The sequence below is a fragment of the Actinomadura mexicana genome (genome assembly GCF_900188105.1).
Lineage (GTDB): Bacteria > Actinomycetota > Actinomycetes > Streptosporangiales > Streptosporangiaceae > Spirillospora > Spirillospora mexicana.
Genome location: NZ_FZNP01000003.1, coordinates 268,130 through 292,994, shown reverse-complemented (window position 1 = coordinate 292,994; position 24,865 = coordinate 268,130). Strand labels below are relative to the sequence as shown.

The window sequence follows — 24,865 nt, the reverse complement described above, 5'->3', positions numbered from 1 at the left end:
GCCGCCGAGCGCCGGCGGCACCGCCGTCACTCGCCGGCGGTCTCGCCCTCGCCCTCGGGAACCTCGGCCGCGGCGGCCTCGGCCGCCTCGGCGGCCTCCGCCTCGGTCTCGGTCGCGCCGGCCGACGCGGTCGCGTCGGCGATCTGCAGGACGAGGGCCTCCTCGTCGACCTGCAGCGTGACGCCCGACGGCAGCTTCAGGTCGCCGGCGAGCACCTGCGTCCCGACCTTCAGACCCTCGATGGACAGGTCCACGGCCTCGGGGATGTGCGTCGCCTCCGCCTCGACCGACACCTGGACCAGCTCCTGCTGGATGACGCCGCCCGCGACGACGTCGCCGACCAGGTTGACCGGCAGGTCCACGACGACCTTCTCGCCGCGCTTCACCAGCAGCAGGTCGACGTGCTCCAGGACCCCCTTGACCGGGTCGCGCTGCACGTCCTTCGGCAGCGCCAGCGAGGCGCCGCCGGAGAGGCCCTCGATGGTCAGCAGCACGTTCGGCGTCTTCAGGGCCAGCATCAGGTCGTGGCCCGGCAGCGCGATGTGCTCCGGGTCGGTGCCGTGACCGTAGAGGACGGCGGGCACCTTGCCGGCCCGGCGGGTGCGCCGCGCGGCGCCCTTACCGAACTCGGTGCGCGGCTCGGCGGCAATGCGTACCTCGGACACGGCGAAAACTCCTCGTTGTTGCTTCCACGGCCGTCCGCCATCGGACGTCCGCTACGGACGATGCGTTGCGTTCCTCGCGCGCCGTCGAAGGCGGGCGCGCTCAAAGATTCGTTTGCGTTCCCCGGGGGAGTGCGGCCCCTGCGCGGGCACCGCACTTGAACGTCCCAGGGCATACGCGGTTGCACAAGTCTAGCCCAATACGGCAACGCCCAACGCCAAGGCCCTGCCGACGCCATGGCCACCGCCATGGCCACCGGCACGCGCCATGCCGTGCCCGACGTGAAGGTCTAGCTGTGGCCGCCGAAGAGGCTCGTGACCGAGCCGTCGGAGAACACCTCGTTGATCGCACGCGCGACCAGCGGCGCGATCGACAGCACCGTGAGCTTGTCGAACTGCTTCTCCTCCGGGATCGGCAGCGTGTTGGTCAGCACCACCTCGGAGATCCGGGAGTTCTTCAGCCGGTCCACCGCCGGACCCGACAGCACGCCGTGCGTCGCCGCGACGACGACCTTCGTCGCCCCCTGGTCGAACAGCGCGTCCGCCGCCTTCACGATCGTCCCGCCGGTGTCGATCATGTCGTCCACCACGACGCAGGTGCGGCCGGCGACCTCGCCGACCACGTCGAACACCTTGACCTCGTTGGCCACGTCCGGGTCGCGCTTCTTGTGGATGATCGCCATCGGGACGCCGCCCAGCCGGTCGCTCCACCGCTCGGTGACCCGCACCCGGCCCGCGTCCGGCGCGACCACGGTGACCTGGGAGGTGTCCAGCCGGCTCTCGAAGTGCCGGGCCAGCAGGTCCAGCGCGAACAGGTGGTCCACCGGGCCGTCGAAGAAGCCCTGGATCTGCGCGGTGTGCAGGTCGACGGTGATCAGCCGGTCGGCGCCCGCCGTCTTGAACAGGTCGGCCATCAGCCGCGCCGAGATCGGCTCGCGGCCGCGGTGCTTCTTGTCCTGCCGGGCGTAGCCGAAGAACGGCGCCACCACCGTGATCCGCTTGGCCGACGCGCGCTTCAGCGCGTCCACCATGATCAGCTGCTCCATGATCCATTGATTGATGGGAGCCGTGTGACTCTGGACCACGAAGGCGTCGGAGCCGCGCACCGACTCCAGGAACCGCACGAACGTCTCGCCGTTGGCGAAGTCGTAGGCGGACGTCGGCGTCAACTCGACCTGGAGGTTGGCGGCCACTTCCCTGGCCAGGTCAGGGTGGGCTCGGCCGGTGAAGAGCATCAGCTTCTTCTGACCGCTCGTTTTTATCCCACTCACCTCTGACAACTCCCCCTCAATGGAACCGTGCCCTACATGTGGGTTGTCGTCCCCACCTCCCGCGCACCAAAGATCGGGCGCGCGGGCCGCATCGTCGTCGAGCCGCTCTCCGGTCGGGCGGCTCTGTGTCGTCCCGGAAGACGCCGTCGTCCTCCACCTCCCCGCCCTGAGGCGGGGCAGTCCTCATCGGGCGCGCTAAGACGCGCTCTCCTCGCCGGCCCCGGCCCTCCGGGCCGCCTCGGCCGCCGGCGTCCCCGGCCGCTTCCGCTCGACCCACCCCTCGACGTTGCGCTGCCGCGCTCGCGCGACCGCCATCGCCCCCGGCGGGACGTCCTGGATGATCACCGAGCCGGCCGCGGTGTAGGCGCCGTCCCCGATCGTCACCGGTGCGACGATCATGTTGTCGCTGCCCACCTTCACGTGCGACCCGATGACGCTGCGGTGCTTGTCCACACCGTCGTAGTTGACGAACACCGAACTCGCGCCGATGTTCGAGCCGGCGCCGATCTCGGCGTCGCCGACGTAGGTCAGATGCGGCACCTTGGTGCCCTCGCCGATGTCGGCGTTCTTGGTCTCGACGTAGGTCCCGACCTTGGCCCTCGGCGCGAGCCGCGTGCCGGGCCGCAGGTAGGCATAGGGCCCGACCGAGGCGTCCGGCCCGATCTCCGCCCCGACGCACACCGCGTTGGTCACCGACGCGCCGGCGCCGACCGCCGTGTCGGTCAGCGTGCAGCCGGGACCGACCCGCGCGCCCTCGCCCAGGTGCGTCCTGCCGTGCAGCTGCGTGCCCGGGTGGACCTCCGCGTCCGGTTCCGCGGTCACGTGCACGTCGATCCACGTGGACGCGGGGTCGATGACGGTGACCCCGGCCCGCATGTGCGCTTCGAGGATCCGGTCGTTCAGCTGCCTGCGCGCCTGGGAGAGCTGGACCCTGTCGTTGACGCCCTGGGTCTCCACCCAGTCGGCGGCCAGGTGGGCGCCCGCCCGGTGGCCGTCGCCGCGCAGGATCGCCACCACGTCGGTGAGGTACTCCTCGCCGCCCGCGTTGTCGGTCGTCACCCGCTTCAGCGCGTCCGCCAGGAGCGCGCCGTCGAACGCGTACATCCCGACGTTGATCTCGTTGATGGCGCGCTGCTCCCCGGTGGCGTCCTTGTGCTCGACGATCGCCTCGGCGCTGCCGTCGGCCGCCCGGATCATCCGCCCGTAGCCGGTCGCGTCCGGCATCTCGGTCGTCAGCACGGTGACGGCGTTGCCGTCGTCCTCGTGCGCCTGGACCAGCGCCCGCAGCGTCTCGCCCCGCAGCAGCGGGTGGTCGCCGTTCGTCACGACGACCGTCCCGTCCAGCGCGCCGGTCTGCTCCAGCGCCATCCGCACGGCGTGGCCCGTGCCGCCCTGCCGCTCCTGCACCGCGGCCTCGGCGTCCGGGGCGTGCTCGGCGAGATGTTCGACGACCTGCTCGCGCCGGTGCCCCACGACCACGACGAGCCGCTCGGGCTCCAGTTCGCGGGCGGCGGCCAGCACGTGGCCCAGCATGCTGCGCCCGCACAGCTCGTGCAGCACCTTCGAGGTGCGGGACTTCATCCGGGTGCCCTCGCCCGCGGCGAGGACGATGACGGCGGCCGGGCGGCTCGCAGCACTCACAAGGAGGCTCCTCGGCATCGCGGACGGGGATCGGTCGCGGGCCCGCCCACCTGCGACATCATGCCACGGCAGGCCGGGGCGAACCCGACACGGGCAGGATACCGCCCACCCCGCTCCTGTCACCCCACCGCCCACCCCGGACGAACCGAGCGGGCATTTCCGACAGCTCCGGCGCAAGGACTCGAACCTTGTCTAGGGGCACCAAAAACCCATGTGCTGCCAATTACACTACGCCGGACTGAAGCGGCCAAACCGGACAGCGCCACGTGGCCGCCCCCACCTTACCCACACAGACGCGAGCAGCCCACCTCATTCGGTCGGCGCGGCACGCTTGGCGATGATCTCCCTTATCGTCTCGTCCGAGCGCGCGACGAGGCGCTCCTCGGCCGCGGCCGGACCGAGCATGGCGGCATAGGCCCACCCCTCGATCTTCCTGTAGAGCTCGGCGCTCCCGGTCGCGGAGATCTGCAGGCAGCCCCGGTACTCGTCGACGAGGTTCTTCCGGACGCTTTTGGGGTTGTGCCGTTTGATGGCGGGCTTCCGGAATTCGTCGGCCGGGTATCCGGTCAACTCCGACCACCATCCGGCAGCCGCCTCGATGTCGGCCGTCTCGTGGATGTGCAGCCGGATCCGCAGTTGCCCCCGGAGCACTCCGGCGACTTCCAGGAAGCGCAGGAAGAGGAGTATCAGGGCGGGATCGCTGTTGATGAACGAGACCCACTCCCTGCGCTTGTAGATCTTGTCCTTCTCCCCCTCGCACCAGTAGGCGAGCGCGCCGGCCATGAGGATGTCGCGCTCGTCCATCGCTCCGATCTCCCGGCAGGCCCTGAGCTTGGTCTCCCGGCGCTGCTGCTCGCGAGCCAGGTGGATCGGCTCCCAGCGCGACCTCCACATCGCGGCGACCCGCTCCTGGGAGTACCCCTTCCGGGGCGGCTCGGGGAGGTGCCGTAACCACAGGGAGCAGGTGCTGATCGAGATGTTGAGGGAGCCAGCGATCTCGCGGTAGGTCCAACCTTGGCGGCGGAGTTCGAGGGCCTTGGGCTTGAGCTTGTCTCGGATCTCGTCCGGCATCGGTCCACTCATGGGGGAACCTTAGCAGGGGTTTTAACTCTCTGTAGTTGTATCATGACTGCACGCAGTGCTAAGAGGGTGTCGTTTTGTCTGGATCGGTTTAGAGCGGGCGGTACCGAGCAAGCCCATTGCGTGCCGGTCGGCCAGGGCCCGGTCGGGCGGCGCACCGCTCGCCGCGGAGATGCGGCGGTGGCGGCGCCGGCCCCTGCTGCGCACGAGAGTTATGTGACCGAAGAGGCAGTTTCCCCCTCAACTTACCGTTCGCCTCTGCACAACCTACGGTCTCGTAGGTTACGTTGACGTAGGTAAGGCTGCCCCGACTCACGGGAAGTGATGACGCATGACGACAGCTCCGACCATGGATCCGCCCCGCCCGCAGCGGCGTCCCGAACTCGCGCCCCAGCAACGAGGCAACGCGGAGCGGGCGCTGGTCGCCACGTTCACCGCGCTGCCCTTCCTGGCACTGTTCGCCGCCGTCCCGCTGGCCTGGGGCCGGTTCCTCGGCTGGACGGACGTCGTGCTCACGGCGGTCTTCTACCTGTTGTCCGCGGGGGGCATCACGGTCGGCTACCACCGGTACTTCACCCACGGGTCCTTCAAGGCCACGCGCGGCCTGAAGATCTTCATGGCGCTGGCCGGGAGCCTGGCCATCGAGGGGCCGGTCATCACGTGGGTGGCCGACCACCGGCGGCACCACAAGCACTCGGACAAGGAGTTCGACCCGCACTCGCCGTGGCGGTTCGGCAACGACTGGAAGGCGCTGGGCAAGGGGCTGGCCTGGGCGCACTACGGCTGGCTGTTCGACGCCAACCGGACCTCCAAGCAGCGGTTCGCCAAGGACCTGCTGAACGACCGCGACATCAGGCGCATCCACCTGGCCTTCCCCGGTCTGGTCGCGGTGTCCTTCCTGCTCCCGGCCGTGATCGGCGGCGTGGTCACCATGTCGTGGACGGGCTTCCTCACGGCGCTGTTCTGGGCCGGGTTCGTGCGGATCACCCTGGTGCACCACGTGACGTGGTCCATCAACTCGATCTGCCACACCTTCGGCAAGGAGGAGTTCGAGGTCCGGGACAAGTCGCGCAACGTGTGGTGGCTGGCGATCCCGTCGCTGGGCGAGTCGTGGCACAACCTGCACCACTCGGACCCGACCTGCGCGCGGCACGGCGTGCTGAAGGGGCAGGTCGACATCAGCGCGCGCATCATCTGGACGTTCGAGAAGATGGGCCTGGCCCATGACGTCCGGTGGCCGAACCCCGACAGGCTGGCCGCCAAGCGCACGAAGCAGGCGGTTTGACCGCCACAATTGAACCCGTGACAGATCCCGCTCCCCGGGCCCGCAGAAAGCGGATGACCGGCAAGGAACGCCGCGAGCAGCTCCTCGACATCGGCCGGACGCTGTTCGCCGAGCGCGGGCTGGACGGCACCTCGGTGGAGGAGATCGCGTCCGCGGCCGGGGTGTCCAAGCCGGTGGTGTACGAGCACTTCGGCGGCAAGGAGGGGCTCTACGCGGTCGTCGTCGACCGGGAGTTCGAGCGGCTGCTGAGTCTGGTCACCGACTCGCTGAACTCGGCGGTCCACTACCGGAGCAAGCTGGAGAAGGCGGCGCTGGCGCTGCTGGAGTACATCGAGGAGCACCCGGACGGGTTCCGCATCCTCGTGCGCGACTCGCACGGCGGGACGGGCACGGGCAGCTATGCCAGCCTGCTGAGCGAGATCGCCGGCGAGGTGGAGCACATCCTGGCGCAGGAGTTCGACCGGCACGGGTACGACGACAGGTTCGCGCCGCTGTACGCGCAGAGCCTGGTCGGCATGGTGGCGCTCACGGGCCAGTGGTGGCTGGACGTCCGCAAGCCGCACCGGGAGGACGTGGCCGCGCACATCGTGAACCTGGCGTGGAACGGCCTGTCCGGGCTGGAGCCGAGGCCGTCGCTGGATCCGCGCCGCCGCCGCAAGGAGTTGGAGCGGCAGGAGAAGCGCGCGGAGAAGGCCGCCGCCAGGGCCGGGCGGGCCGAGGAGAGGGCGGCGGCGAAGGCGGAGAAGGCCCAGCGCCGGGCACGGCGCGACGTCGAGGAGATCGTCGACCCGTCAGCCTGAGGGCCGCAGGAACTCCAGCCGGTTGCCCACGGGGTCGTCGGCGTAGATGCGGCGGTGGCCGGGGAACAGGTCGTCCGGCGTGACCTCGTGGCCGGCGGCCCGCAGGCGCGCCGCGAGGGCGTCGAGGTCGTCCACGAGCAGGCCCGGGTGCGCCTTGCGAGCGGGCCGGAAGCCGGGCTCGATGCCGAGGTGGAGTTCGACGCCCGGGCCGCGGAACCAGGCTCCCCCGCGCTTGGCGAGGTCGGGCGGCTTGGGGACCTCCTCAAGGCCGAGGACGCCGCCGTAGAAGGCGCGGAGCCGGTCCTCGCTGCCGGGCGGGGCGGCGAGCTGCACGTGGTGGACACCGGTGATCATGGCTGCCTCCGGGCGTGACACCGGCGGCCGCCCGGAGTTCGTCCGGGAGGCCGCCGGCAGGGGTCGCCGGTCTCGGGTCGCGAGCCGGGTTTCGCGGACGCCGCCCGTCCGCCGGAGATGGCACACCGCAGGGGAACGAGTCGCTTCCCTCGGGCGGGCGGGCGGCATCCCGTCTAGGGGGTGGTGGCGATCACGAAGATCCTCCGGAACGGGAACACGGTGCCGTAGGGGGCCGCGGGGTAGGCGCGCCTGAGCCGCTCCCGGTACTCGGCGAGGAACTCGTCCGCCTCGGCGGGCGAGAGGGCGGTGAGGACGGGACGCAGCGCGCTGCCCTTGACCCATTCGAGGACGGGGTCGTCGCCGGGGAGGACCTGGGCGTAGGTGGTCTCCCAGGCGTCGACGGCGCATCCGGTGCGGGCCAGGAGGTCGACGTATCCGGCGGCGTCCAGGACGGGGGCGTCGCGCTGCAGGTGGGCGAGCCGGCCGCGCCACCTCTCGGAGCGGCCCATCTCGCGGAGCAGGACATGGCTGGGCGCGTCGAAGTTGCCGGGGACCTGGAAGGCGAGGCGCCCGCCCGGGGCGAGGGCGCCGACCCATCGGGGCAGCAGGTCGAGGTGTTCGGGGACCCACTGCAGGACGGCGTTGGAGATCACGAGGTCGAGGGGCCGCCGGGGCTCCCAGGCGGCGACGTCGGCGACGCGGAAGGCGAGCCGTCCCGGGATCTCGTGCGCGCGGGCCGCCTCGATCATCTCCGGCGAGCTGTCGAGGGCGTCGATGACGGCGTCGGGCCAGCGGGCGGCGAGGGTGGCGGTGAGCTCGCCGCTCCCGCAGCCGAGGTCGGCGACGCGCGCGGGCGGTGCGCCGCCGAGCCGTCCGGCGAGTTCGGTGAAGGGCCTGGCGCGCTCGGCGCCGTAGACCCCGTACTGCGCGGGGTCCCACACGGCCGCGGTTTGTCTCGACATCAAGAGACATCATGCCCCGCGCATATCTTGATGTCAAGAGTCTTTGGGTGCGTGTCGCGCGACCGGTCGCCTGACGGATGCGCCCCCGCCTGCGGCGCTCCTAGGCTCACCGGCATGACGAACGACGAGAGCGGGTGGGCGCTGGCGCTCGGCCCCGGCGGGCCGGTCGGGACGGCGTGGCTGATCGGCCTTGCGGCCGGGCTGCGCGAGGCGGGCGTGGACCCGGCGGGTGCGGGCCTGGTCGTCGGGACGTCGGCGGGCGCCATCGCCGGCGCGGCGATCACCACGGGCAGGGACCTGGCGGCGCTGGCGGAGCTGCCGCCGCCCAGCGGCCCGCCGGCGCCGGTGGACGACTCGGTGATGGCGCGGGTGTTCGCGGTGGGCGGCACTCCGGGACTGGAACCGGACGAGGCCAGGCGGCGGATCGGGCGGCTGGCCCTCGACGCGGCCGCGCTGCCCGCGGAGCACCACCGTGCGAGCATGCGGTACCTGGTCGGCACGGACACGTGGCCGGACGCCCGGTTGCTGATCACCGGGGTGGACGCCGTGTCGGGCGAACCGGTGCTGTGGGACGGGTCGAGCGGCGTCCCGCTGTCGCTGGCGGTGGCCGCGAGCAGCGCCGCACCCGGTTTCGCCGAGCCGGTGCCGATCGGCGGGCGCCGCTACCTGGACGGCGCGTTCGCCGGGTGGTCGGAAGCGGAGCTGGCGCAGGGGGCCGGGCCGCTCGTCGTGATGGAGCCGATGCCCCACATGCGGGGCGGCGCCGGTGACGTCCGGATCGTCCCGGACGGGCGTGCGCTGGAGGTGTTCGGGCCGAGCCTCGGGGACCGTTCGCGCTGGACGCCCGTCTACCGGGAAGGGGTCCGGCAGGCCCCGGAGGCGGCCGAGCGGATCGCCGCCGCGCTGGCCGTCCGCCGCTGATCGCACCCCGTCTTTCTCGATATCAAGACAGGTAGGGTGTCGGCATGCGCGATGAGGTCGACAGGCTGGTCGAGGCGTGGAACACCGAGCGTCCGGACCTGGACGTCCGGCCGCTGCAGGTCCTGAGCCGCGTCTCCCGGCTGGCCCGCCACCTCGACCGCGCCCGGCGCGCCGTGTTCGCCGACCACGGCCTGGAGCCGTGGGAGTTCGACGTGCTCACCGCGCTGCGCCGGGCGGGGGCCCCCTACCGCCTGAGCCCGGGCCGCCTCCTGCACGCGACGCTGGTGACCTCCGGCACCATGACGAACCGCATCGACCGGCTGGCGGCGGCGGGCCTGGTCGAGCGGCATCCCGACCCCCAGGACAAGCGGGGCGTGCAGGTCCGGCTCACCGGCGCGGGCCTGACCCGCGTCGACGCCGCCTTCGCCGACCTGCTCGGCCGCGAGCAGGCGATCCTGGAAAGCCTCTCCCCCGACCAGCGCGAAGCCTTGGCCGACCTCCTGAGAACCCTGCTCGTACCCTTCGACGCGTGATCTCCCAGGGGGGCGACCCCCTGGAAACCCCCGTCACGAGCCGGGCGGTCCTCACGCCACAGCGCGAGTCTCCGTGCCCGCGCGAGTCTCCGTCGTGTCGCTGCGGTCGCCCGGCTCGACGGGTCGTGCGACCTCCAGGCGCTCAGAGCGCCTTCCGGCCACCCGACCCGCGGCCGTGTCTGAGCGGGTTCACCGGACTCCCCGACCACGGGTTGACGCCGTCCGCGGCCATGCACAGCTCGTTCAGGTTGGTCTTGCCGGCGATGCGGGCGCCCTGCGCGCGGGCGGACGCGACGGCGGGCGCGTCCGCGGCGGCGGGCTCGGCGCGCTCGGCGACGGCCCGGCAGCCCGCGGTGGTGGGCAGCCCGGCGACGTCGATCGCGTCCTCGACGGCGAGGCGCGGGCCGTCGCCCGGCTCGTCCGTCCGGAGGACCCAGGTCGTCATCCAGGGATGATGCCCGGTGAGTCTGGGAACCGCCAGGAACGTCCTGCTAGCCGAGATCCTCGGCGAGCATGAGCCACTCCTCCTCGACGCCGGCGGCCTCGGTCTGGATCTCCTTGAGCCGGGCGTCCAGCTCCTGGAGCTTGGCATAGTCGGTGGCGTGCGCGGCGAGCTGCTCGTGGAGGGCGGCCTGCTGCCCGGCGAGCTTCTCCAGGCGGCGTTCGAGGCGGTCGAGCTCCTTGCGGGCCTTCCAGTCCTGGCCGCCCGCCTTGGGTCTGGGGGGCGCCGGGGCGGGCTCGTCCCGGACGGCGCCGGGCTTGGGCGCGGTTCCGGCGGCGCGTCGTCCGAGGTACTCGTCGACGCCGCCGGGCAGCAGCGACACGCGGCCGTCGCCGAGCAGCGCGACGACGTGGTCGGTGATGCGCTCCAGGAAGTACCGGTCGTGGCTGACGACGACGAGGGTCCCGGGCCAGCCGTCCAGGAGGTCCTCGACCTCGGTGAGGGTCTCGATGTCGAGGTCGTTCGTGGGCTCGTCCAGGAGGAGGACGTTGGGTTCGCCCATCAGGAGGCGGAGCAGTTGCAGGCGGCGGCGCTCACCGCCGGAAAGGTCGCCGACGGGCGTCCACTGCCGGTCGCCCGCGAAGCCGAGCCGTTCGAGGAGCTGGCTCGCGGTCCATTCGCGCTTGCCGACGGTGATGCGGCGGCGGATCTCCTCGACCGACTCCAGGACGCGCCGGGACGGGTCGAGATCCTCCAGGTTCTGCGACAGGTGCGCGAGCTGGACGGTCTTGCCCTGCACGACCGTTCCCGAGGCCGCCTGGACGGAGCCGTCGAGGAGGCGCAGCAGGGTGCTCTTACCGCTGCCGTTGACGCCGACGAGACCGACCCGGTCGCCCGGGCCGAGCCGCCACGTCATGCGCTGGAACAGGTCGCGGTCGCCGAGGCGGACGCTGACGTCCTCGATGTCGTAGACGGTCTTGCCGAGCCGCGCGGTCGCGAACCGGGTCAGCTCCACCGCGTCGCGCGCCGGCGGCTCGTCGGCGATGAGGGCCTGCGCGGCGTCCACCCGGAACTTGGGCTTGGACGTGCGGGCCTGCGGGCCGCGGCGCAGCCACGCCAGTTCCTTGCGGAGCAGGTTCTGCCGCTTGGCCTCGGTGGCGGCGGCGATCCGGGAGCGCTCGGCCTTGGCGAGGACGTAGGCGGAGTAGCCGCCCTCGTAGCGTTCGACGCGGCCGTCGACGACCTCCCACGTGCGGTCGGTCACCTCGTCCAGGAACCAGCGGTCGTGGGTGACGACGAGCAGCGCGACCTTGCGGCCCTTGAGGTGCCGGGCCAGCCAGTCGATCGCCTCGATGTCGAGGTGGTTGGTGGGCTCGTCCAGCAGGAGCAGGTCGGACTCGGGGACCAGGAGCCGGGCCAGCGCGACGCGGCGGCGCTCCCCGCCGGACATGCCGGCCAGCGGCGCGTCCAGGTCCAGGTCGGCGAGCAGGCCGCCGAGGATCTCGCGGACGCGGACGTCGCCCGCCCACTCGTGCTCGGCGCGGTCGCCCAGCACGACGGACCGGACGGTCGCGGTCTCGGCGAACGCGTCCCGCTGGGTCAGGTAGCCGAGCCGGATCCCGCGCGCGTGGGTGACGCGCCCGTCGTCGGGTTCGGTCTCCCGGGCGAGGACGGACACGAGGGTGCTCTTGCCGCCTCCGTTGCGGCCGACGACGCCGACGCGGTCGCCCTCGTCCAGGCCGAGGGACACGGCGTCGAGCAGCGGCTCGGGCCCGTAGGCCTTGGCGACGTTCTCAAGATTGATCAGGTTCACGGCGCCTTCAAGCGTAGGGCCCCGCGCACACCGCTCGCGCGGCGCGTCCGGTCCGGACGATCAGTTCGGGGGCGGCGGGCCCGAAGGTCCGGCCTCCCCCGGCTGCCCGTACTGATCCGGCCGACCGTACTGATCCGGCCGACCGGGCTGGCCGTACTGACCGGGCTGACCGGGCTGACCGGGCTGACCGGGTGGGCCGTACTGACCGGGCTGACCAGGCTGACCAGGTGGGCCGTACTGGCCCGGCTGCCCGTACTGGCCCGGCTGCCCGTACTGGCCCGGCTGCCCGTACTGATCCGGCTGGCCGTACTGACCCGGCTGCCCGTACTGATCCGGCTGGCCGTACTGACCCGGCTGCTGCGGCGGGTACGGGGCGCCGGGCGGCCCGTACACCGCGCCCGGGCCCCCGGACCTCGACGATCTCGTGGCGAGGACCACCACCAGGGCCACGACGCCGATGACGACGACCAGGAAAAGGATCACGAGGAGAAGCAAAGCTGTCATGCCGCGGCCGCTCGCCATCTTGTCAGCCCATCTCGGCGCGAATCGATCGGTCGAGGCGGCCGGGTCCCGGCCGCGCGGCGAGCCTACTGCCCGCCCGCCTCCCCCGGCATCACGGAGCCGGGCGCCACGGGCCCCGGCACGGCGGGGCCCGGCGCACCCGGACCCGGCAGGGCGGAGCCCCTTCCGGCGGAACCCGTCCCCGCGGCGGCCGCCACCACCTTGTCAGGGGCGTTGCGGCGGAGGTCCCGGTCGCGGCGCACCGCCAGCAGGACGAGCGTCGCCAACACGGCGATCGCCACGAGGCCCAGCACCCCGGACAGATACGTCATCGCTCCACCTCGCCGTTCGGGTCAGTCCCGGAGGAACCGGTGTCACGGATAGATGACGCGCTCTGCTACCCCGGGGTTCGCTTGTGTGACGATGGCAGCTACCAGGACAGGGCCGTCCAACCGTCCCGTCAGAGGATTGTGGCCCCGGGGACGGGTCCCTGGGCCCGGACGATCTGCTCCGCGACACCGGCGGAGTCCAGCGCGTCGGCGAGCCCGGCGGCGTCGTCCTCGCTCTCGGCGAGGAACGCGCAGGTGGGGCCGGAGCCGGAGACGAGCGCCCCGATCGCGCCGAGCTCGCGGCCGGTGTCGAGCGTGCGGCGCAGGGACGGGCGCAGCGAGAGCGCGGCGGGCTGCAGGTCGTTGGACAGCGCGGCACCGAGGGCCTTGGCGTCCCCGGTGGCGAGCGCGGTCATCAGCGCCTCGGACACGGTCGGCCAGGCGGCCGCCTCCCCCGCCGCCAGGCGGAGCCGGTCGCATTCGCCGTAGACGGCCGGCGTGGACAGGCCGCCGTCGGCGGTGGCGAACACCCAGTGGAAGGTGCCGCGAGTGAGGGCGGGAGTGAGCCGCTCGCCGCGCCCGACGCCGACGGCCGTGCCGCCGAGGACGGCGAACGGGACGTCGCTGCCGAGGTCCCCGCCGAGCTCCATCAGATCGTCGCGGGTGAGCACGGGCTCCTCCCGGTCGTCCCAGAGCCGGGCGCAGGCGACGAGCGCGGCGGCGGCGTCGGCGCTGCCGCCCGCCATGCCCCCCGCGACCGGGATCGCCTTGCGGATCGAGAGCCGCACGGCCGTCTCGACGCCGAGGCGCGCGGCGACGAGCCGGGCCGCCCTGGCGGCGAGGTTGTCCTCGCCGGTGGGGACGCCGCCGACCGCGACGCGCGCGTGCGGGGCCGCCCGGACCTCCACCGCCAGCCGCTCGGCGGGCTCGGCCGTCACCTGGTCGAACAGGGACACGGCGTGGAACACGTTGACGAGGTCGTGGTAGCCGTCGTCGCGGATCGGCCCGACGCCCAACTGGAGGTTCACCTTGGCGGGGACCCGCACCGTCACTGCGCTCACTCGCGAAACCCTACGGGACCCTCAGCCGCCGCTTGTGACGGGGAGGTTGCGGGGGTTGAAGTAGGGCGTCGTGGCGAGCTCGCGCAGCGCCGACGTCGCGTGCTTGTCACCGGTCACCGAGTAGGAGCGGCGCTTGTCGCGGGCGTTCTTCGCCTGCTCGTCGGAGTCGAAGTACACGATGGCCTTGACCTGCGGGTCCTGCAGGGTCTTGGCGGCCTCGCGGAGCCACTCGGCGCGGCGCGGACCGTAGGACTTCGGTACCCCGAACTCGGCGATCATGATGGGCTTGTGGCGCCCCCGGGCCCACTCCGTGAACGGCTTCAGCGCCTCCGACAGGTCGCGGTAGTCGTAGTCGGCGCCGGGCTGGGCGTCGGCGCAGATCCAGTCGACCTGGTCGTCGCCCGGGTAGTAGGAGCCGGCGTTCGCGCCGCTGAAGCCGCGGGCGGTGGGGCACCACACCCAGGCGACGTTGTCGACGTTCTCCCGCTTGAAGATCTCCCGCAGGTGCTTCCACGCGGCGACGAAGTCGGCCGCCGAGTGGACGCGCTTCTGGCCGGACGACTTGTCCATGTCCCGCGACCAGCGCAGGAACACGGGCTTGCCGAGGGCCTTGACGGCGCGGGCGCGCTTGGCGATCAGGTCGTCGTGCTCGCCCTGGACGATCTCGCGGGTGTCGCCGCCGTCCCAGGTCAGCAGCAGGTAGCGGTTCCCGTCCGCGACGGACTTCTCCAGCCCGCCCGGGAAGTCGCTCTTCCAGCCGCGGTAGCTCTGCACGATGTCGAGCCGGCGGCCGAGCTTCTGCTCGAAGTCCACGAGGGACGCCATGCCCGGCTTGCCGGCGTCCTTCCCGGATGGCGACTCGGACGGCGACTCGGACGGCGGTCCCGAGTCCGACGGCGAGCCGGACGGGGACGGCGAGGCCGAGGCGGACGCCGGGCCGCCCTCAGGCGGCACCCACGCCCCGAAGTAGGCCCCCTGTTCCGGCGGGACCGGTGCCACGCCCGCCCGCGCCGTCGTCGTGATCCTGGGGGCCGCGCCGGCGCCGCCACCGCAGCCCGCCGCGACCGTGGCGACCGTGGCGATCACCCCCGCGATCGCGAGCAGCGCCGTCCCCACGATCGGCATCCGGGTCCGCGCCGCCCGCGAACGCGCCTTCACATCGACCTCCGGCTCATACTGATGCTGTCTCATCCCCCGCGGGGTGCCCTCGCCTCAGGGGGTCGAGGGTGATCACCCCGGCGAGAAGGACCATACTCGGCAATCCGGGCAAAGGCGGCCACGTTCAGCGCTTCGCCCCGGGCCCGCGGATCGACGTCCGCGGCGCGCAGCGCCTCCTCGGCGGCGGCCGCCGACCCGGCCCATCCGGCCAACGCGGCGCGCAACGTCTTGCGGCGCTGCGCGAACGCGGCGTCGACCACGGCGAACACCTCCCGCCGGGACGCCCCGGTCGGCGGCGGTTCGCGGCGGGTGAACGCCACGAGCCCGGAGTCGACGTTCGGCGCGGGCCAGAACACGGCGCGCCCGACGGACCCGGCCCGGCGGGCGTCCCCGTACCAGGCGAGCTTCACCGACGGCACCCCGTAGATCTTGGAGCCGGGCGCGGCGACCATCCGGTCGGCGACCTCGGCCTGCACCATCACCAGCGCGGAGCGCAGCGACGGCAGCGTGGCCAGCAGGTGCAGCACGACGGGGACGGCGACGTTGTAGGGCAGGTTCGCCACGAGCGCCGTCGGCGCCGGCCCCGGCACCTGCGTGATCCTCATCGCGTCGGCGCGGACGACCTCCAGCCGCCCCGCGAGGTCCGGTTCCCGGGCGGCGGCCGTGGCCGGCAGCTCGGCGGCCAGCGCCGGGTCGATCTCCACGGCGACGACCCGCCGCACCTGCGGCAGCAGCGCCAGGGTGAGCGAACCCAGCCCGGGACCGACCTCGATGACGACGTCGCCGGGGTCCAGCCGCGCGGCCCGGACGATCCGCCGGACGGTGTTGGCGTCGATGACGAAGTTCTGACCGAGCGTCTTCGTCGGCCTGATGCCGAGCCGCCCGGCCAGCTCCCGCACGTCGGCCGGCCCGAGCAGGCCCCTGGTGTCCCCCATGCGACAAGTCTCCCCTGTCATCGCGCGGCCCCGTCCCCCAGGTCCCCGCGGGCGCCGGTCAGGAGAACAGGAACTTCCCGCAGTTGGGCCACTGGCCCTGCCAGCGGCCGTTCACCCGCTTGTAGAGCAGCTGGGCCCGGTAGGTCTGCTCGGCCGAGCTGGCGTCCGACGGCCTGCCCGAGCCGCCGACCGAGGCCCACGACGCCAGGGAGAACTGGTAGAGGCCGTAGTACCCGGCCGAGTTCACGGCCTTGGGGTTGTTGTGGGACTCGCAGTTGGCGAGGCCGTGCCAGTTCAGCCGCGTCACCGAGCCGGAGTTCGCCGACTTCGGCCCCACCGCGATGATCTGCGCGACCGGCTTGCGCTTGACCTTCCTCGCGAGGACCTTCGTGACCTTGCGGCCCTTGCGGCGGACGTAGGCCACCTTGACGATCGTGATGCCGGAGCGGCCCTTGCGCAGCTCCTTCTCGCTCCACGGCGGGACGGACGAGCTCTTCTTGCGGACCGTCGGGGCGGACGTCTTCACGACCTTGGTCACCGGGTCGGAGAGCAGCCGCATGATCTTGATGACGTCCCCGGCGGGCTTGTCGGCGGCCGGCTCGACCAGGTCGTGCGGGCCGAGCGCGATCTTCGCCTGCTCCAGCACCTGGCCGACGGTCGCGCCGGTCGTCATGGTCTCGGTCTTCTTCGCGTCGACCACGATGACGACCTTGCGCGGCGCGGGGGCGGTGGTGCGCGGCGCGTCCGCGACGGCGCCGTTCTTCGGGGCCGCCGATCCGCCGTCCCCGCCGCACGCCGAGGCGAGCAGCGCGGACGCCAGCAGGACGGCGAGGGGCGCGATCGCGCGGGGCGCGCGCCCGCACGGCGCGGATGGGGAAGGCACGGGGAGTTCCTCCAGGGAGCCGGGCTCGGGGGGCGCCCGTCCAACGGCCAGAGATTAGAGGTCCCCGCCCGTCTCCGCCACCGCAACGCCGTCACTCGTCCCATTTGCCCGATATGCATGCCCGGAATCCGTACCGCCGTCCGGCTTCGGGGGGGGTCACCAGGGGCCGAAGGCGCGCTCCCCGTTCGCGGCGATCGCGGCGCACAGCTCCGCCAGGTCCACGCCCTTGACCTCCGCCATCGCGCGGACGGTGTGCGGGATCAGGTACGAGGCGTTCGGCTTGCCGCGGTGCGGGATCGGCGTCAGGAACGGCGCGTCGGTCTCCACGAGCAGCAGGTCGAGCGGCGCCGCGCGCAGCGCGTCCCGCAGGGGCTCGGCGTTCTTGAACGTGACGTTCCCGGCGAAGCTCATCAGGTAGCCGCGATCGGCGCAGACCCGCGCCATGGCGGCGTCGCCGGAGTAGCAGTGGAAGACGACCGTGTCGGGCGGGCCCTCCTCCTCCAGGATCGCCAGCACGTCGTCGTGGGCCTCCCGGTCGTGGATGACCAGGGCCCTGCCGGTGCGCTTGGCGATGTCGACGTGGGCGCGGAAGGAGCGGTGCTGGTCCGCCTTGGGCGCCCAGTCCCGGTAGTAGTCCAGGCCCGTCTCGCCGATCGCGCGGACCTTCGGGTGCGCGGCCAGCAGGGCGACGTCGGCCAGGACGGCGTCGCTGATGCCCGTCGTCTCGTTCGGGTGGATCGCGACCGCCGCGTACACGTCGTCGAACTCACCGGCGGTGTCCACCGCGAACCGGGAGGACCGCAGGTCGCAGCCGATCGTGACGATCCGCGCGATGCCCGCCGCCTTCGCCGACCTCAGCTGCTCGTCCACCGGCGTCTCGACGATGTCGAGGTGGCAGTGGCTGTCGAAGACGTCGACGGGCAGGCGCTCGGGGAGCGGCGGGTAGGACCGCGAGGCCTGCCCGTCCCCCTCTTCGGTCACGCCTTCTCCAGCCGGGCGAGCTCCTCGTCCACCACGGACGTCTCCAGCTTCTTGAACAGCGGCACCGGCTTGGCCAGCGGGACGCCCGGCTTGATCGGCATGGACTCCCAGCGCGCCTCGGTCGCGTAGTCGCCGGTGAGGACGCGGTAGTCGGGGCCGCCCTCCTCCGACACCGTCTCCAGCTCCGGCATGCCGCTCCACACGCCCTGCCCGCCGAGCATCTCGTAGACCTTCTGCGAGGAGTTCGGCAGGAACGGCGTCAGCAGCGTCTTGGCGTCGTCGACGACCTGCAGCGCGGTGTGCAGGATCGACTTGACGCGCTCGGGGTCGTCCTTCAGCTTCCAGGGCGCCTGGTCCGACAGGTACTTGTTGGCGTCGCGGACGACGTCCAGCGCCTCGGTGATCGAGTTCTTGAACCGCGACCGGCCCAGCTCGGCGCCCACGGCCCCGAACGCGGCGCGGCTGCGCTCCAGCAGCGCCCGGTCGGCGTCGGTGAGGTCGCCCGCCTCGGGGATCGCGCCGAAGTTCTTCGCCGCCATGTTCACCGAGCGGTTCACGAGGTTGCCCCACGCCGCCACCAGCTCGTCGTTGTTGCGGCGGACGAACTCGGACCAGGTGAAGTCGGTGTCCTGGTTCTCGGGCCCGGCGACCGCGACGTAGTAGCGCAGCGCGTCCACGTCGTAGCGCTCCAGGAAGTCCTTCACGTAGATGACCACCTGGCGGGACGAGGAGAACTTGCGGCCCTCCATCGTCAGGAACTCCGACGACACGACCTCCGTCGGGACGTTCAGCGCGCCCAGCGAGCCCGGCGTGCCGCCCTTGTCACCCTGGCCGCTGTAGCCGAGCAGCATCGCCGGCCAGATCTCGGCGTGGAAGACGATGTTGTCCTTGCCCATGAAGTAGTAGGACAGGGCCTCCGGGTCCTGCCACCAGGCGCGCCACGCCTCGGGGTCGCCGGAGCGCCGCGCCCACTCCACCGACGCGGAGAAGTAGCCGACGACGGCGTCGAACCACACGTACAGCTTCTTGGCCGGGTTGTCGCGCCAGCCGTCCAGCGGGATCGGCACGCCCCAGTCGAGGTCGCGGCTGATCGCCCGCGGCTGCATGTCGTCGAGCAGGTTCAGCGCGAACTTCAGCACGTTCGGCCGCCACTGCGCCTCACCCCCGTGGCCGCGCCCGGCCGCCCCGCCGCCCTGCTTCCCGCGCAGGTACCGGCCGAGGACCTCGGTGAACGCGGGCAGGTCGAGCATGAAGTGCTCGGTCTCGGTGAACTTCGGCGTCTCGCCGTTGATCCGCGACACCGGGTTGATCAGGTCGATCGGGTCGAGCTGGTTGCCGCAGTTGTCGCACTGGTCGCCGCGCGCCCCGTCGTACCCGCAGATGGGGCAGGTGCCCTCGATGTAGCGGTCCGGGAGCGTCCGGCCGGTGGACGGCGAGATCGCGCCCATCGTCTTGGTCGGGAAGATGTAGCCGTTGTCGTACAGGCCCTTGAAGATCTCCTGGACGACCGCGTAGTGGTTCAGCGTCGTGGTCCGGGTGAACAGGTCGTAGGACATGCCGAGGCCGTGCAGGTCCTCGGCGATCACGGAGCTGTAGCGGTCGGCCAGCTCGCGGGCCGTCACGCCCTCCTTGTCGGCCTGCACCTGGATCGGCGTGCCGTGCTCGTCGGTGCCGCTGACCATCAGGACCTTGTTGCCCGCCATCCGCTGGTAGCGGCTGAACATGTCGGCGGGCAGCGCGAAACCGGAGACGTGCCCGATGTGACGGGGCCCGTTGGCGTACGGCCATGCGGGCGCGGTCAAGATATGACGGCTTGACGAGGACATGGAATCAAGGGTAGTCGCGTCACGGGGGCCGCGGCACGCGAGTAACCTGGCTCGGCGTCACAGCACGGACCAGCGGAGGCGGGAACGAAGGCATGGCCCAGACCACGTCCGACCAGGCGGTCGCCCGGGAGGCAGGCGAAGCGGGGCCGGACGCGCCGCCCCTCCCCTCCCGCCTGCTGGCCCGGGTGCGGCGGACCCGGCGGGTGGTGTGGCTGTCGCTGCTGGTCGCGGCGTCCGCGGTGCTCGCCCAGTGGGTGGTCATGACGCCGCCGCTGTACTTCGACCCGTACTACGTGTGGCTCGCCGCCCGCGACTGGCCGCACATCCCGCTCACCCAGTGGCCGTTCGACGAGGTCCCGCACCAGGTCACCCGGATCGGGCTGGTGCTCCCGGCGCGGCTGGTCCAGGAGATCCTCGGGGACGGCCAGGCCGCCTACTTCACCGTCGCCGCCCTCGGCGGCGCCGCCTTCTTCGTCGGGACGTACCTGGTCGTCCGGTCCCTGTTCGGGGACGCGGCGGGCCTGGCGTCCGCGGCGGTCATGCTGGTCCACCCGTTCTTCACCATGACCAACCCGTTCGGCCACGAGATCACCTGGTCGTCCGGGGTGATGCTGCCGGACATGCCGGGCGCCGGGCTGTTCACCATCGGGATGGCGGGGCTCGTCGTCGCGAGCCGCAGGACCGGCCGGGCGCAGACGCGGATGCTGCTCGCCGCCGGGGTGCTCCTCGGCGCGTCGTTCCTCGTCCGGGAGTTCCTGGCGTTCCTCTTCCTCGCCATCCCCGCCTACCTGGCGCTGCTGCGGATCCCGTGGCGCCGCAACGTCACGGTCGGCGCCCCGATGCTGGCGATCCTGCTGCTCAACTTCGTCCACAACCAGCTGGTGTGGGGCAGCCCGCTCGCCGGGCTCATGTCGGCGGCCGAGCACGGCGGCCAGTCCCGCGACTACGTCACCCGCTCGCTCGCCGCGCGGTCGTTCCTGCGCGCGATGCACGAGTGGAACCCGCTCGGGCTCGTGTTCACCGCGGCGCTGGCCCTCACCGTCGCCGGCTGGGCCGTCACCCGCGACCGGCGGCTCGCGCTGGTCCTGGTGTGGTTCTTCACGCTGGCGGTGCCGCTGACGCTGTTCTCCGGCGTCCTGGACCCGAACGACATCTCGCTGCGCGCCTGGCTCCAGCGGTACTGGTTCGCGGTGCTGCCCGCGCTGCTCGCCGGCGGGTCCGGGTCGCTGATCCTGATGTTCCGGATGCTGCCGTCCGGCCTGGTGTCACGGCTGCGGCTGCGGACGGTCGTGGCGCCCGCCCTGGCGGTCGCGCTGGGCGCGACGTACGCGGTGGCGGCCGTCCGCGCCGTCCCGGAACTGCCGCGCGACAAGGCGTGGAACGAGCTGCGCGGGTACCTCGGCGACCACCGCGGCATCACGCTGATCTGCGCCGACCGGCGGCTCGCGCAGACCCTCACCTTCTACACGCGCGACATGTGGGGCCGCCCGGTCTGGCGCGGCGAGATCCGCGACTTCCCGCACTACCTGCCCGTCCCGCGCAACGCGACGGAAGGGCCGATGCTCTACACGCGCTGGCGCGGCATGGAGTCGCAGATCGGCGGCGGCTGGCGCCCCGACCCCGCCCAGGGCTGGACGCTCATGTGGCGCTCGTCGGACGGGGTCCTGCAGCTCTGGAATCCCCCCGCCGGGAGCTAGGCCTGTCTCCAGGTGGCTTCGGCCGCACGCGCGAACGCGTGAGCCGGCCGGTGGAGCGAAGCCGGAGGCGAGGGGAGCCGGGCAGATCGCGAAGCGATGCCGCGTTCGCCCAGGCCGGTCACGTAGCGGGCCGCCAGGCGAGCGAAGTGGGCCGGGACTGTGACAACGCGGCCTAGCGGGTCCAGGCGACCCAGTCGCCCTCGACGGTGCGCCGGCTGGCGACGACGTGCCAGCCGGGCGGCGCGCCCTTCGGCCACGACGCGGTGGGAGGAGCGTTCTTCGGCCAGGCCAGGACGACCATGTCGGCGTCCTGCGGCGGCGCGGTCCAGCGCGCGTCGAACACGCTCCCGTCGCTCCACCAGGCCCAGTAGTACTGGGAGAGCCGGATCGTCCACCAGATGTTCCAGTCGACGGCGATGGACCGCTGCCTCGGGAGGTCCGCACTGCCCCGCAGGTCGGTGTAGGCCGTCTCGGCGCGCACCAGCGGCTGCGCGATGCGTTCGGTGGCGGTGGTGCACATGGCCAGCGCGACGACGGCCAGCAGGCCCGCCAGCAGCACCGGGCCGTTCGAGCGGCGGGGCCGCAGCAGGACGGCCGCCGCCGACAGCGCGAGCAGCAGGAGGCCGGCCAGCGTGGCGCGCCAGAGGTGGAACGCCGTCCAGTCCCAGGTCAGGAACGACGTCTCCGGGAAGTCGTAGGCCGTGTAGGTGTACCGGGTGAGCAGGTCGCCCGCGTACCACTGGACGACGCACGCGGCGGCGACCGTCAGCACGGTCGCTGCGCCCGCCGCCCACAGCAGCGTCCGCCGCGAGGCGCGCGTCAGGACCGCGACGCCCACCGCGAACAGCGCCGGCGTGACGCTGGCCAGGTAGCGGCCGTACACGTAGTTGCCGACGCGGTACTCGACCGGCAGGGCCGCCGACGTGGCGAACGCGATGCCCGCCACGAGCACGGCGACCGCGAGCGCCAGCGCCCGCAGCGGTCCCGGGGTGGCGCGGCGGACCGCGAGGCACCCGACCGCGACGAGCCCGAGCGCCGCCACGCCGCCGGTCGCGACGGACTGGTACCAGACCTGGCCGGTGCCGAGCGAGAGCATCCAGCCCCACCCGTCCAGGGTGGTGAGGCGCTTCACGACGTTGCCGCCGAGGTCGTTGTCGCCGTGCGGGTACATGTGCGGCAGCAGCGACCGGTTCAGCAGCATCCCCGCGGCCGTCGCGGCGGCGAGGACGACCGTGGCGGCGGACACGGCGCGCCAGGACCGCCACCGGAACACCAGGGCGGCGCCGAGCAGCGCGGCGTGCACGAGCAGCAGGATCGCGCCGCGGGTGTGGCAGGCGTAGGCGTAGGCGACCAGCAGCGAGGCGCCCGCGCCCGCGAGCGTCAGCCGGACGGACGAGCGGCGCCCGGCCGGGGGCGGGGCGGTCAGCCAGGTGTGCGCCAGGAGCAGCCAGCCGACCACGAGCACCGGCAGGATCGCGTCGGTGAGCACGAACCCGGAGTAGAACAGCACGCCCGGCAGCAGCGCCGTGACGTGCGCGAAGACGTAGGACCACCGCCGCCGCACCGCCAGCCGGCGCAGCAGCAGGTAGGCCAGCGGCAGCATCGCCGCGCTGACCAGCGCGTTGATCGCCAGGGCGGCCCGGTAGACCCCGACCGGGCCCTCGCCGATCCAGAAGGCGGGCGTCAGCAGCAGCGGGTAGCCGCCGCGGTACACCGTCCCGAACGACATGTCGGCGTCGGGCCCGCCGGTCAGGACGCGGGCCGCGAACAGGTACCCCGACTCGTCCGGCGTCGCCACCGGCAGCGTCTGCCCCGACCCGAGCCAGAGGCGCACGGCGACCTGCGCGACCCAGCCGAGCGCGAACAGCCAGGCCCAGCGGCGGCGGTCCGCGCGCGGCGCGGCGCCGACCGGGTCGGCCGGGGGCCGGGCGACCCCGCCTCCGGGCGGCGCGTCCGGGGGCGCGGCGTCCTGCGGCATGCGCGTGCTCACCGGCGGGCGGCGCGCCGGGCGGCGGCTGCCGGGGAAAGAGGATCCATCGACGGTCAAGCCTGTCATAGTGCGGGCGGGGCTCCCGAGCCCGGCCCGGAGACGCTCAGCGGCCGTCCTCGCCGCCGTCCTCCGGCGCGGTCGCGCCCGCCTTGCCGGCGGCGACCTTCTCCCGCTCGTCCGCGGTCGCGGCCCCGTCCGCCGGCACGTCACCCTCGGCGGCCTTCTCGGCCTCGTCCCTGGCGACCTTCAGCGCGGCGGCGTCGACGACGCCCGCGGCCTCCTCGGCCGGGTCCGTGAGCGGCGGGTGCTGGCGGCGGCGGATGCCGAGAATGCTGACGAACAGCGAGGCGAAGATCGCCTGGAAGCTCATCACCAGCGCGGTCGCGGCCGGGACGACGATGCGCAGCGAGTGCCGGGGGTCGAGCTCGCCGAAGCTGTTCACCCGCCAGTGCAGCAGGGACGCGACGAGGCCCGCGAGGCCGGCGACGGCCAGCAGCCCGCCGATCAGCAGGCCGCGCTCCAGGCTCCACCAGTCGATGACCCTCTGCACCCGGCGGTCGTGCGGCAGGAATCCCTCCTGCATCGCGTAGACCTTCGTCAGCAGGCCGAACAGCACCGCCTGGAAGCCGATCACCAGCGCGGCGGAGGCGCCCACCAGCGTGTCGACGTCGAAGGCGATATCCCCGACGGTCACCGGACCGGTCGACAGCGCGATCCCGGCGACCAGGCCGAGGGTCATGAAGACCAGGCCGGGGATGAGGAACAGCCAGCGGGGGCTGTAGAGCATGAGGAAGCGCAGGTGGCGCCAGCCGTCGCGCCAGGTGTTGAGGTGCGGGGCGCGGGTCCGGCCGTCCGGCGACAGCGTGGTCGGCACCTCGCGGATGTCGTAGCCCTGCAGGGTCGCCTTGACGACCATCTCGCTGGCGAACTCCATGCCGCCGGTCTGCAGGCCGAGCCGCAGGATCGCGTCCTTGTCGAAGGCGCGCAGCCCGCAGTGGAAGTCGCCGATCTTGCTGCCGAAGAACAGCCGGCCGACGAAGCTGAGCACCGGGTTGCCGAGGTAGCGGTGCAGCCGCGGCATGGCGCCCTCGGCGATGCCGCCCTTGAACCGGTTGCCCATGACCAGGTCGGCGCCGTCGCGCAGCTCGTCCAGGAACGGGCCGAGGGTGGCGAAGTCGTAGGAGTCGTCGGCGTCGCCCATCGCGACGTACCTGCCGCGCGCGGCCCGGATCCCGCCCATCAGGGCGTTGCCGTAGCCCTTGTCGACCACCGGCACGACGCGGGCGCCCGCGTCCCGGGCCAGCTGCTGACTGCCGTCGGTGCTGCCGTTGTCGGCGATGACCACCTCGCCGTCGATGCCGCTGTCCTCGAAGAAGCCGATGGTCTTGCGGACGCAGGTCTCGACCGTCTCGGCCTCGTTCAGACATGGCATCACTACGGAGAGTTCCACGCGATCTCCTTCATTACCCCTGGTGGCGTCGTTACCCTTGGTGACCCTGTTACACCTGCTGACCGTCTGCGGCGTTTTCCACTAATCTCTGTTGTTCCGCGTGTCGTTCATCGGGACGGCCCGTCGGCGTTCATGATGCCCGCCGAGGGCGGGGCATGATGGCCGCTCTCGTCAAGAGCACCCGTATCGTGTTGCCCACTTGTAACCGGGAAACCCTATCCGGCACGGTCGCGGGCGGCATGTTAGGACGTCAAGCATACGGGCACGGCGGCCCGGAAAGGGTGGGCGGC

Annotated in this window: 23 protein-coding genes and 1 tRNA gene; 5 read left to right on the top strand and 19 right to left on the bottom strand. The window is 72.5% G+C overall.

Features of this window, described 5'->3' with window-relative positions:
- Nucleotides 1-26: 26 nt before the first annotated feature.
- From CHC11_RS09910 to CHC11_RS09890, 5 genes are all read right to left on the bottom strand, one after another.
- Complete coding sequence (locus CHC11_RS09910; RefSeq protein WP_089311342.1) at nt 27-665, bottom strand: 50S ribosomal protein L25/general stress protein Ctc; 639 nt, start codon at nt 663-665, stop codon at nt 27-29.
- Nucleotides 666-952: 287 nt separating this feature from the next.
- A complete protein-coding gene (locus tag CHC11_RS09905) occupies nt 953-1,933 on the bottom strand; it encodes a ribose-phosphate diphosphokinase (RefSeq protein WP_089311341.1) in 981 nt (326 codons plus the stop codon).
- 195 nt (nt 1,934-2,128) lie between these two features.
- Complete coding sequence (glmU, locus tag CHC11_RS09900; RefSeq protein WP_281258300.1) at nt 2,129-3,574, bottom strand: bifunctional UDP-N-acetylglucosamine diphosphorylase/glucosamine-1-phosphate N-acetyltransferase GlmU; 1,446 nt, start codon at nt 3,572-3,574, stop codon at nt 2,129-2,131.
- 166 nt (nt 3,575-3,740) lie between these two features.
- Nucleotides 3,741-3,812 (bottom strand) — tRNA-Gln (locus CHC11_RS09895).
- A gap of 71 nt (nt 3,813-3,883) precedes the next feature.
- The gene (locus CHC11_RS09890) at nt 3,884-4,657 is read right to left on the bottom strand and encodes a helix-turn-helix domain-containing protein (protein WP_143226994.1); all 774 of its coding nucleotides are present in this window, start codon (nt 4,655-4,657) and stop codon (nt 3,884-3,886) included.
- 328 nt (nt 4,658-4,985) lie between these two features.
- On the opposite strand from CHC11_RS09890, the gene CHC11_RS09885 reads away from it, so the two are divergent.
- Nucleotides 4,986-5,939, top strand: a complete 954-nt coding sequence (locus CHC11_RS09885) for an acyl-CoA desaturase (protein WP_089311338.1) — start codon at nt 4,986-4,988, stop codon at nt 5,937-5,939.
- Between the two features lie 17 nt (nt 5,940-5,956).
- Nucleotides 5,957-6,739: a TetR/AcrR family transcriptional regulator gene (locus CHC11_RS09880; protein ID WP_245919017.1), complete on the top strand. Its 783-nt coding sequence runs from the start codon at nt 5,957-5,959 to the stop codon at nt 6,737-6,739.
- Here the strand turns inward: CHC11_RS09880 and CHC11_RS09875 are convergent.
- Both CHC11_RS09875 and CHC11_RS09870 read right to left on the bottom strand, forming a co-directional pair.
- Nucleotides 6,731-7,093: a VOC family protein gene (locus tag CHC11_RS09875; protein WP_089311337.1), complete on the bottom strand. Its 363-nt coding sequence runs from the start codon at nt 7,091-7,093 to the stop codon at nt 6,731-6,733. The genes CHC11_RS09880 and CHC11_RS09875 overlap by 9 nt on opposite strands.
- A 173-nt stretch (nt 7,094-7,266) precedes the next feature.
- Nucleotides 7,267-8,055, bottom strand: coding sequence for a trans-aconitate 2-methyltransferase (locus tag CHC11_RS09870; protein ID WP_089311336.1), 789 nt, complete (start codon nt 8,053-8,055; stop codon nt 7,267-7,269).
- Between the two features lie 114 nt (nt 8,056-8,169).
- Here CHC11_RS09870 and CHC11_RS09865 point away from each other — a divergent pair, with 114 nt between their 5' ends.
- Both CHC11_RS09865 and CHC11_RS09860 read left to right on the top strand, forming a co-directional pair.
- A complete protein-coding gene (locus CHC11_RS09865) occupies nt 8,170-8,976 on the top strand; it encodes a patatin-like phospholipase family protein (protein WP_089311335.1) in 807 nt (268 codons plus the stop codon).
- A 44-nt stretch (nt 8,977-9,020) separates the two neighbouring features.
- A complete protein-coding gene (locus CHC11_RS09860; protein ID WP_089311334.1) occupies nt 9,021-9,509 on the top strand; it encodes a MarR family winged helix-turn-helix transcriptional regulator in 489 nt (162 codons plus the stop codon).
- A 142-nt stretch (nt 9,510-9,651) separates the two neighbouring features.
- Here CHC11_RS09860 and CHC11_RS09855 read toward each other — a convergent pair whose 3' ends face one another.
- The 10 genes from CHC11_RS09855 to metG all read right to left on the bottom strand — a co-directional run bounded on the left by CHC11_RS09855 (nt 9,652) and on the right by metG (nt 19,438).
- Nucleotides 9,652-9,954 carry an amidase family protein gene (locus CHC11_RS09855; protein WP_179278771.1) on the bottom strand — a complete coding sequence of 101 codons (303 nt, stop codon included), beginning with the start codon at nt 9,952-9,954 and terminating at the stop codon, nt 9,652-9,654.
- A 46-nt stretch (nt 9,955-10,000) separates the two neighbouring features.
- Complete coding sequence (locus tag CHC11_RS09850; RefSeq protein WP_089311332.1) at nt 10,001-11,764, bottom strand: ABC-F family ATP-binding cassette domain-containing protein; 1,764 nt, start codon at nt 11,762-11,764, stop codon at nt 10,001-10,003.
- 60 nt (nt 11,765-11,824) lie between these two features.
- Nucleotides 11,825-12,268 carry a hypothetical protein gene (locus CHC11_RS41205; RefSeq protein WP_179278770.1) on the bottom strand — a complete coding sequence of 148 codons (444 nt, stop codon included), beginning with the start codon at nt 12,266-12,268 and terminating at the stop codon, nt 11,825-11,827.
- 83 nt (nt 12,269-12,351) lie between these two features.
- Nucleotides 12,352-12,597: a hypothetical protein gene (locus CHC11_RS09840; protein ID WP_089311331.1), complete on the bottom strand. Its 246-nt coding sequence runs from the start codon at nt 12,595-12,597 to the stop codon at nt 12,352-12,354.
- Between the two features lie 128 nt (nt 12,598-12,725).
- Complete coding sequence (locus CHC11_RS09835) at nt 12,726-13,655, bottom strand: 4-(cytidine 5'-diphospho)-2-C-methyl-D-erythritol kinase (protein WP_089311330.1); 930 nt, start codon at nt 13,653-13,655, stop codon at nt 12,726-12,728.
- A 21-nt stretch (nt 13,656-13,676) separates the two neighbouring features.
- Nucleotides 13,677-14,813, bottom strand: a complete 1,137-nt coding sequence (locus CHC11_RS09830) for a glycoside hydrolase family 26 protein (protein WP_089311329.1) — start codon at nt 14,811-14,813, stop codon at nt 13,677-13,679.
- 29 nt (nt 14,814-14,842) lie between these two features.
- On the bottom strand, nt 14,843-15,748 hold the full coding sequence (rsmA, locus tag CHC11_RS09825) for a 16S rRNA (adenine(1518)-N(6)/adenine(1519)-N(6))-dimethyltransferase RsmA (RefSeq protein ID WP_089311328.1): 906 nt from the start codon (nt 15,746-15,748) through the stop codon (nt 14,843-14,845).
- A gap of 58 nt (nt 15,749-15,806) precedes the next feature.
- Nucleotides 15,807-16,631 (bottom strand): resuscitation-promoting factor, encoded by an 825-nt coding sequence (locus tag CHC11_RS09820; protein WP_089311327.1) that lies wholly within the window; start codon nt 16,629-16,631, stop codon nt 15,807-15,809.
- A 156-nt stretch (nt 16,632-16,787) separates the two neighbouring features.
- Nucleotides 16,788-17,612: a TatD family hydrolase gene (locus tag CHC11_RS09815; RefSeq protein WP_089311326.1), complete on the bottom strand. Its 825-nt coding sequence runs from the start codon at nt 17,610-17,612 to the stop codon at nt 16,788-16,790.
- Nucleotides 17,609-19,438, bottom strand: a complete 1,830-nt coding sequence (metG, locus tag CHC11_RS09810; protein ID WP_089311325.1) for a methionine--tRNA ligase — start codon at nt 19,436-19,438, stop codon at nt 17,609-17,611. Before metG ends, CHC11_RS09815 begins: the two co-directional genes overlap by 4 nt.
- Before the next feature lie 92 nt (nt 19,439-19,530).
- Here metG and CHC11_RS09805 point away from each other — a divergent pair, with 92 nt between their 5' ends.
- Nucleotides 19,531-21,135: a glycosyltransferase family 39 protein gene (locus CHC11_RS09805; protein WP_143226993.1), complete on the top strand. Its 1,605-nt coding sequence runs from the start codon at nt 19,531-19,533 to the stop codon at nt 21,133-21,135.
- Between the two features lie 172 nt (nt 21,136-21,307).
- Here CHC11_RS09805 and CHC11_RS09800 read toward each other — a convergent pair whose 3' ends face one another.
- Together CHC11_RS09800 and CHC11_RS09795 are read right to left on the bottom strand one after the other, a co-directional pair.
- Nucleotides 21,308-23,182, bottom strand: a complete 1,875-nt coding sequence (locus tag CHC11_RS09800) for a hypothetical protein (RefSeq protein WP_179278769.1) — start codon at nt 23,180-23,182, stop codon at nt 21,308-21,310.
- Nucleotides 23,183-23,228: 46 nt separating this feature from the next.
- Complete coding sequence (locus CHC11_RS09795; protein WP_245919014.1) at nt 23,229-24,575, bottom strand: glycosyltransferase family 2 protein; 1,347 nt, start codon at nt 24,573-24,575, stop codon at nt 23,229-23,231.
- Nucleotides 24,576-24,865 lie beyond the last annotated feature (290 nt).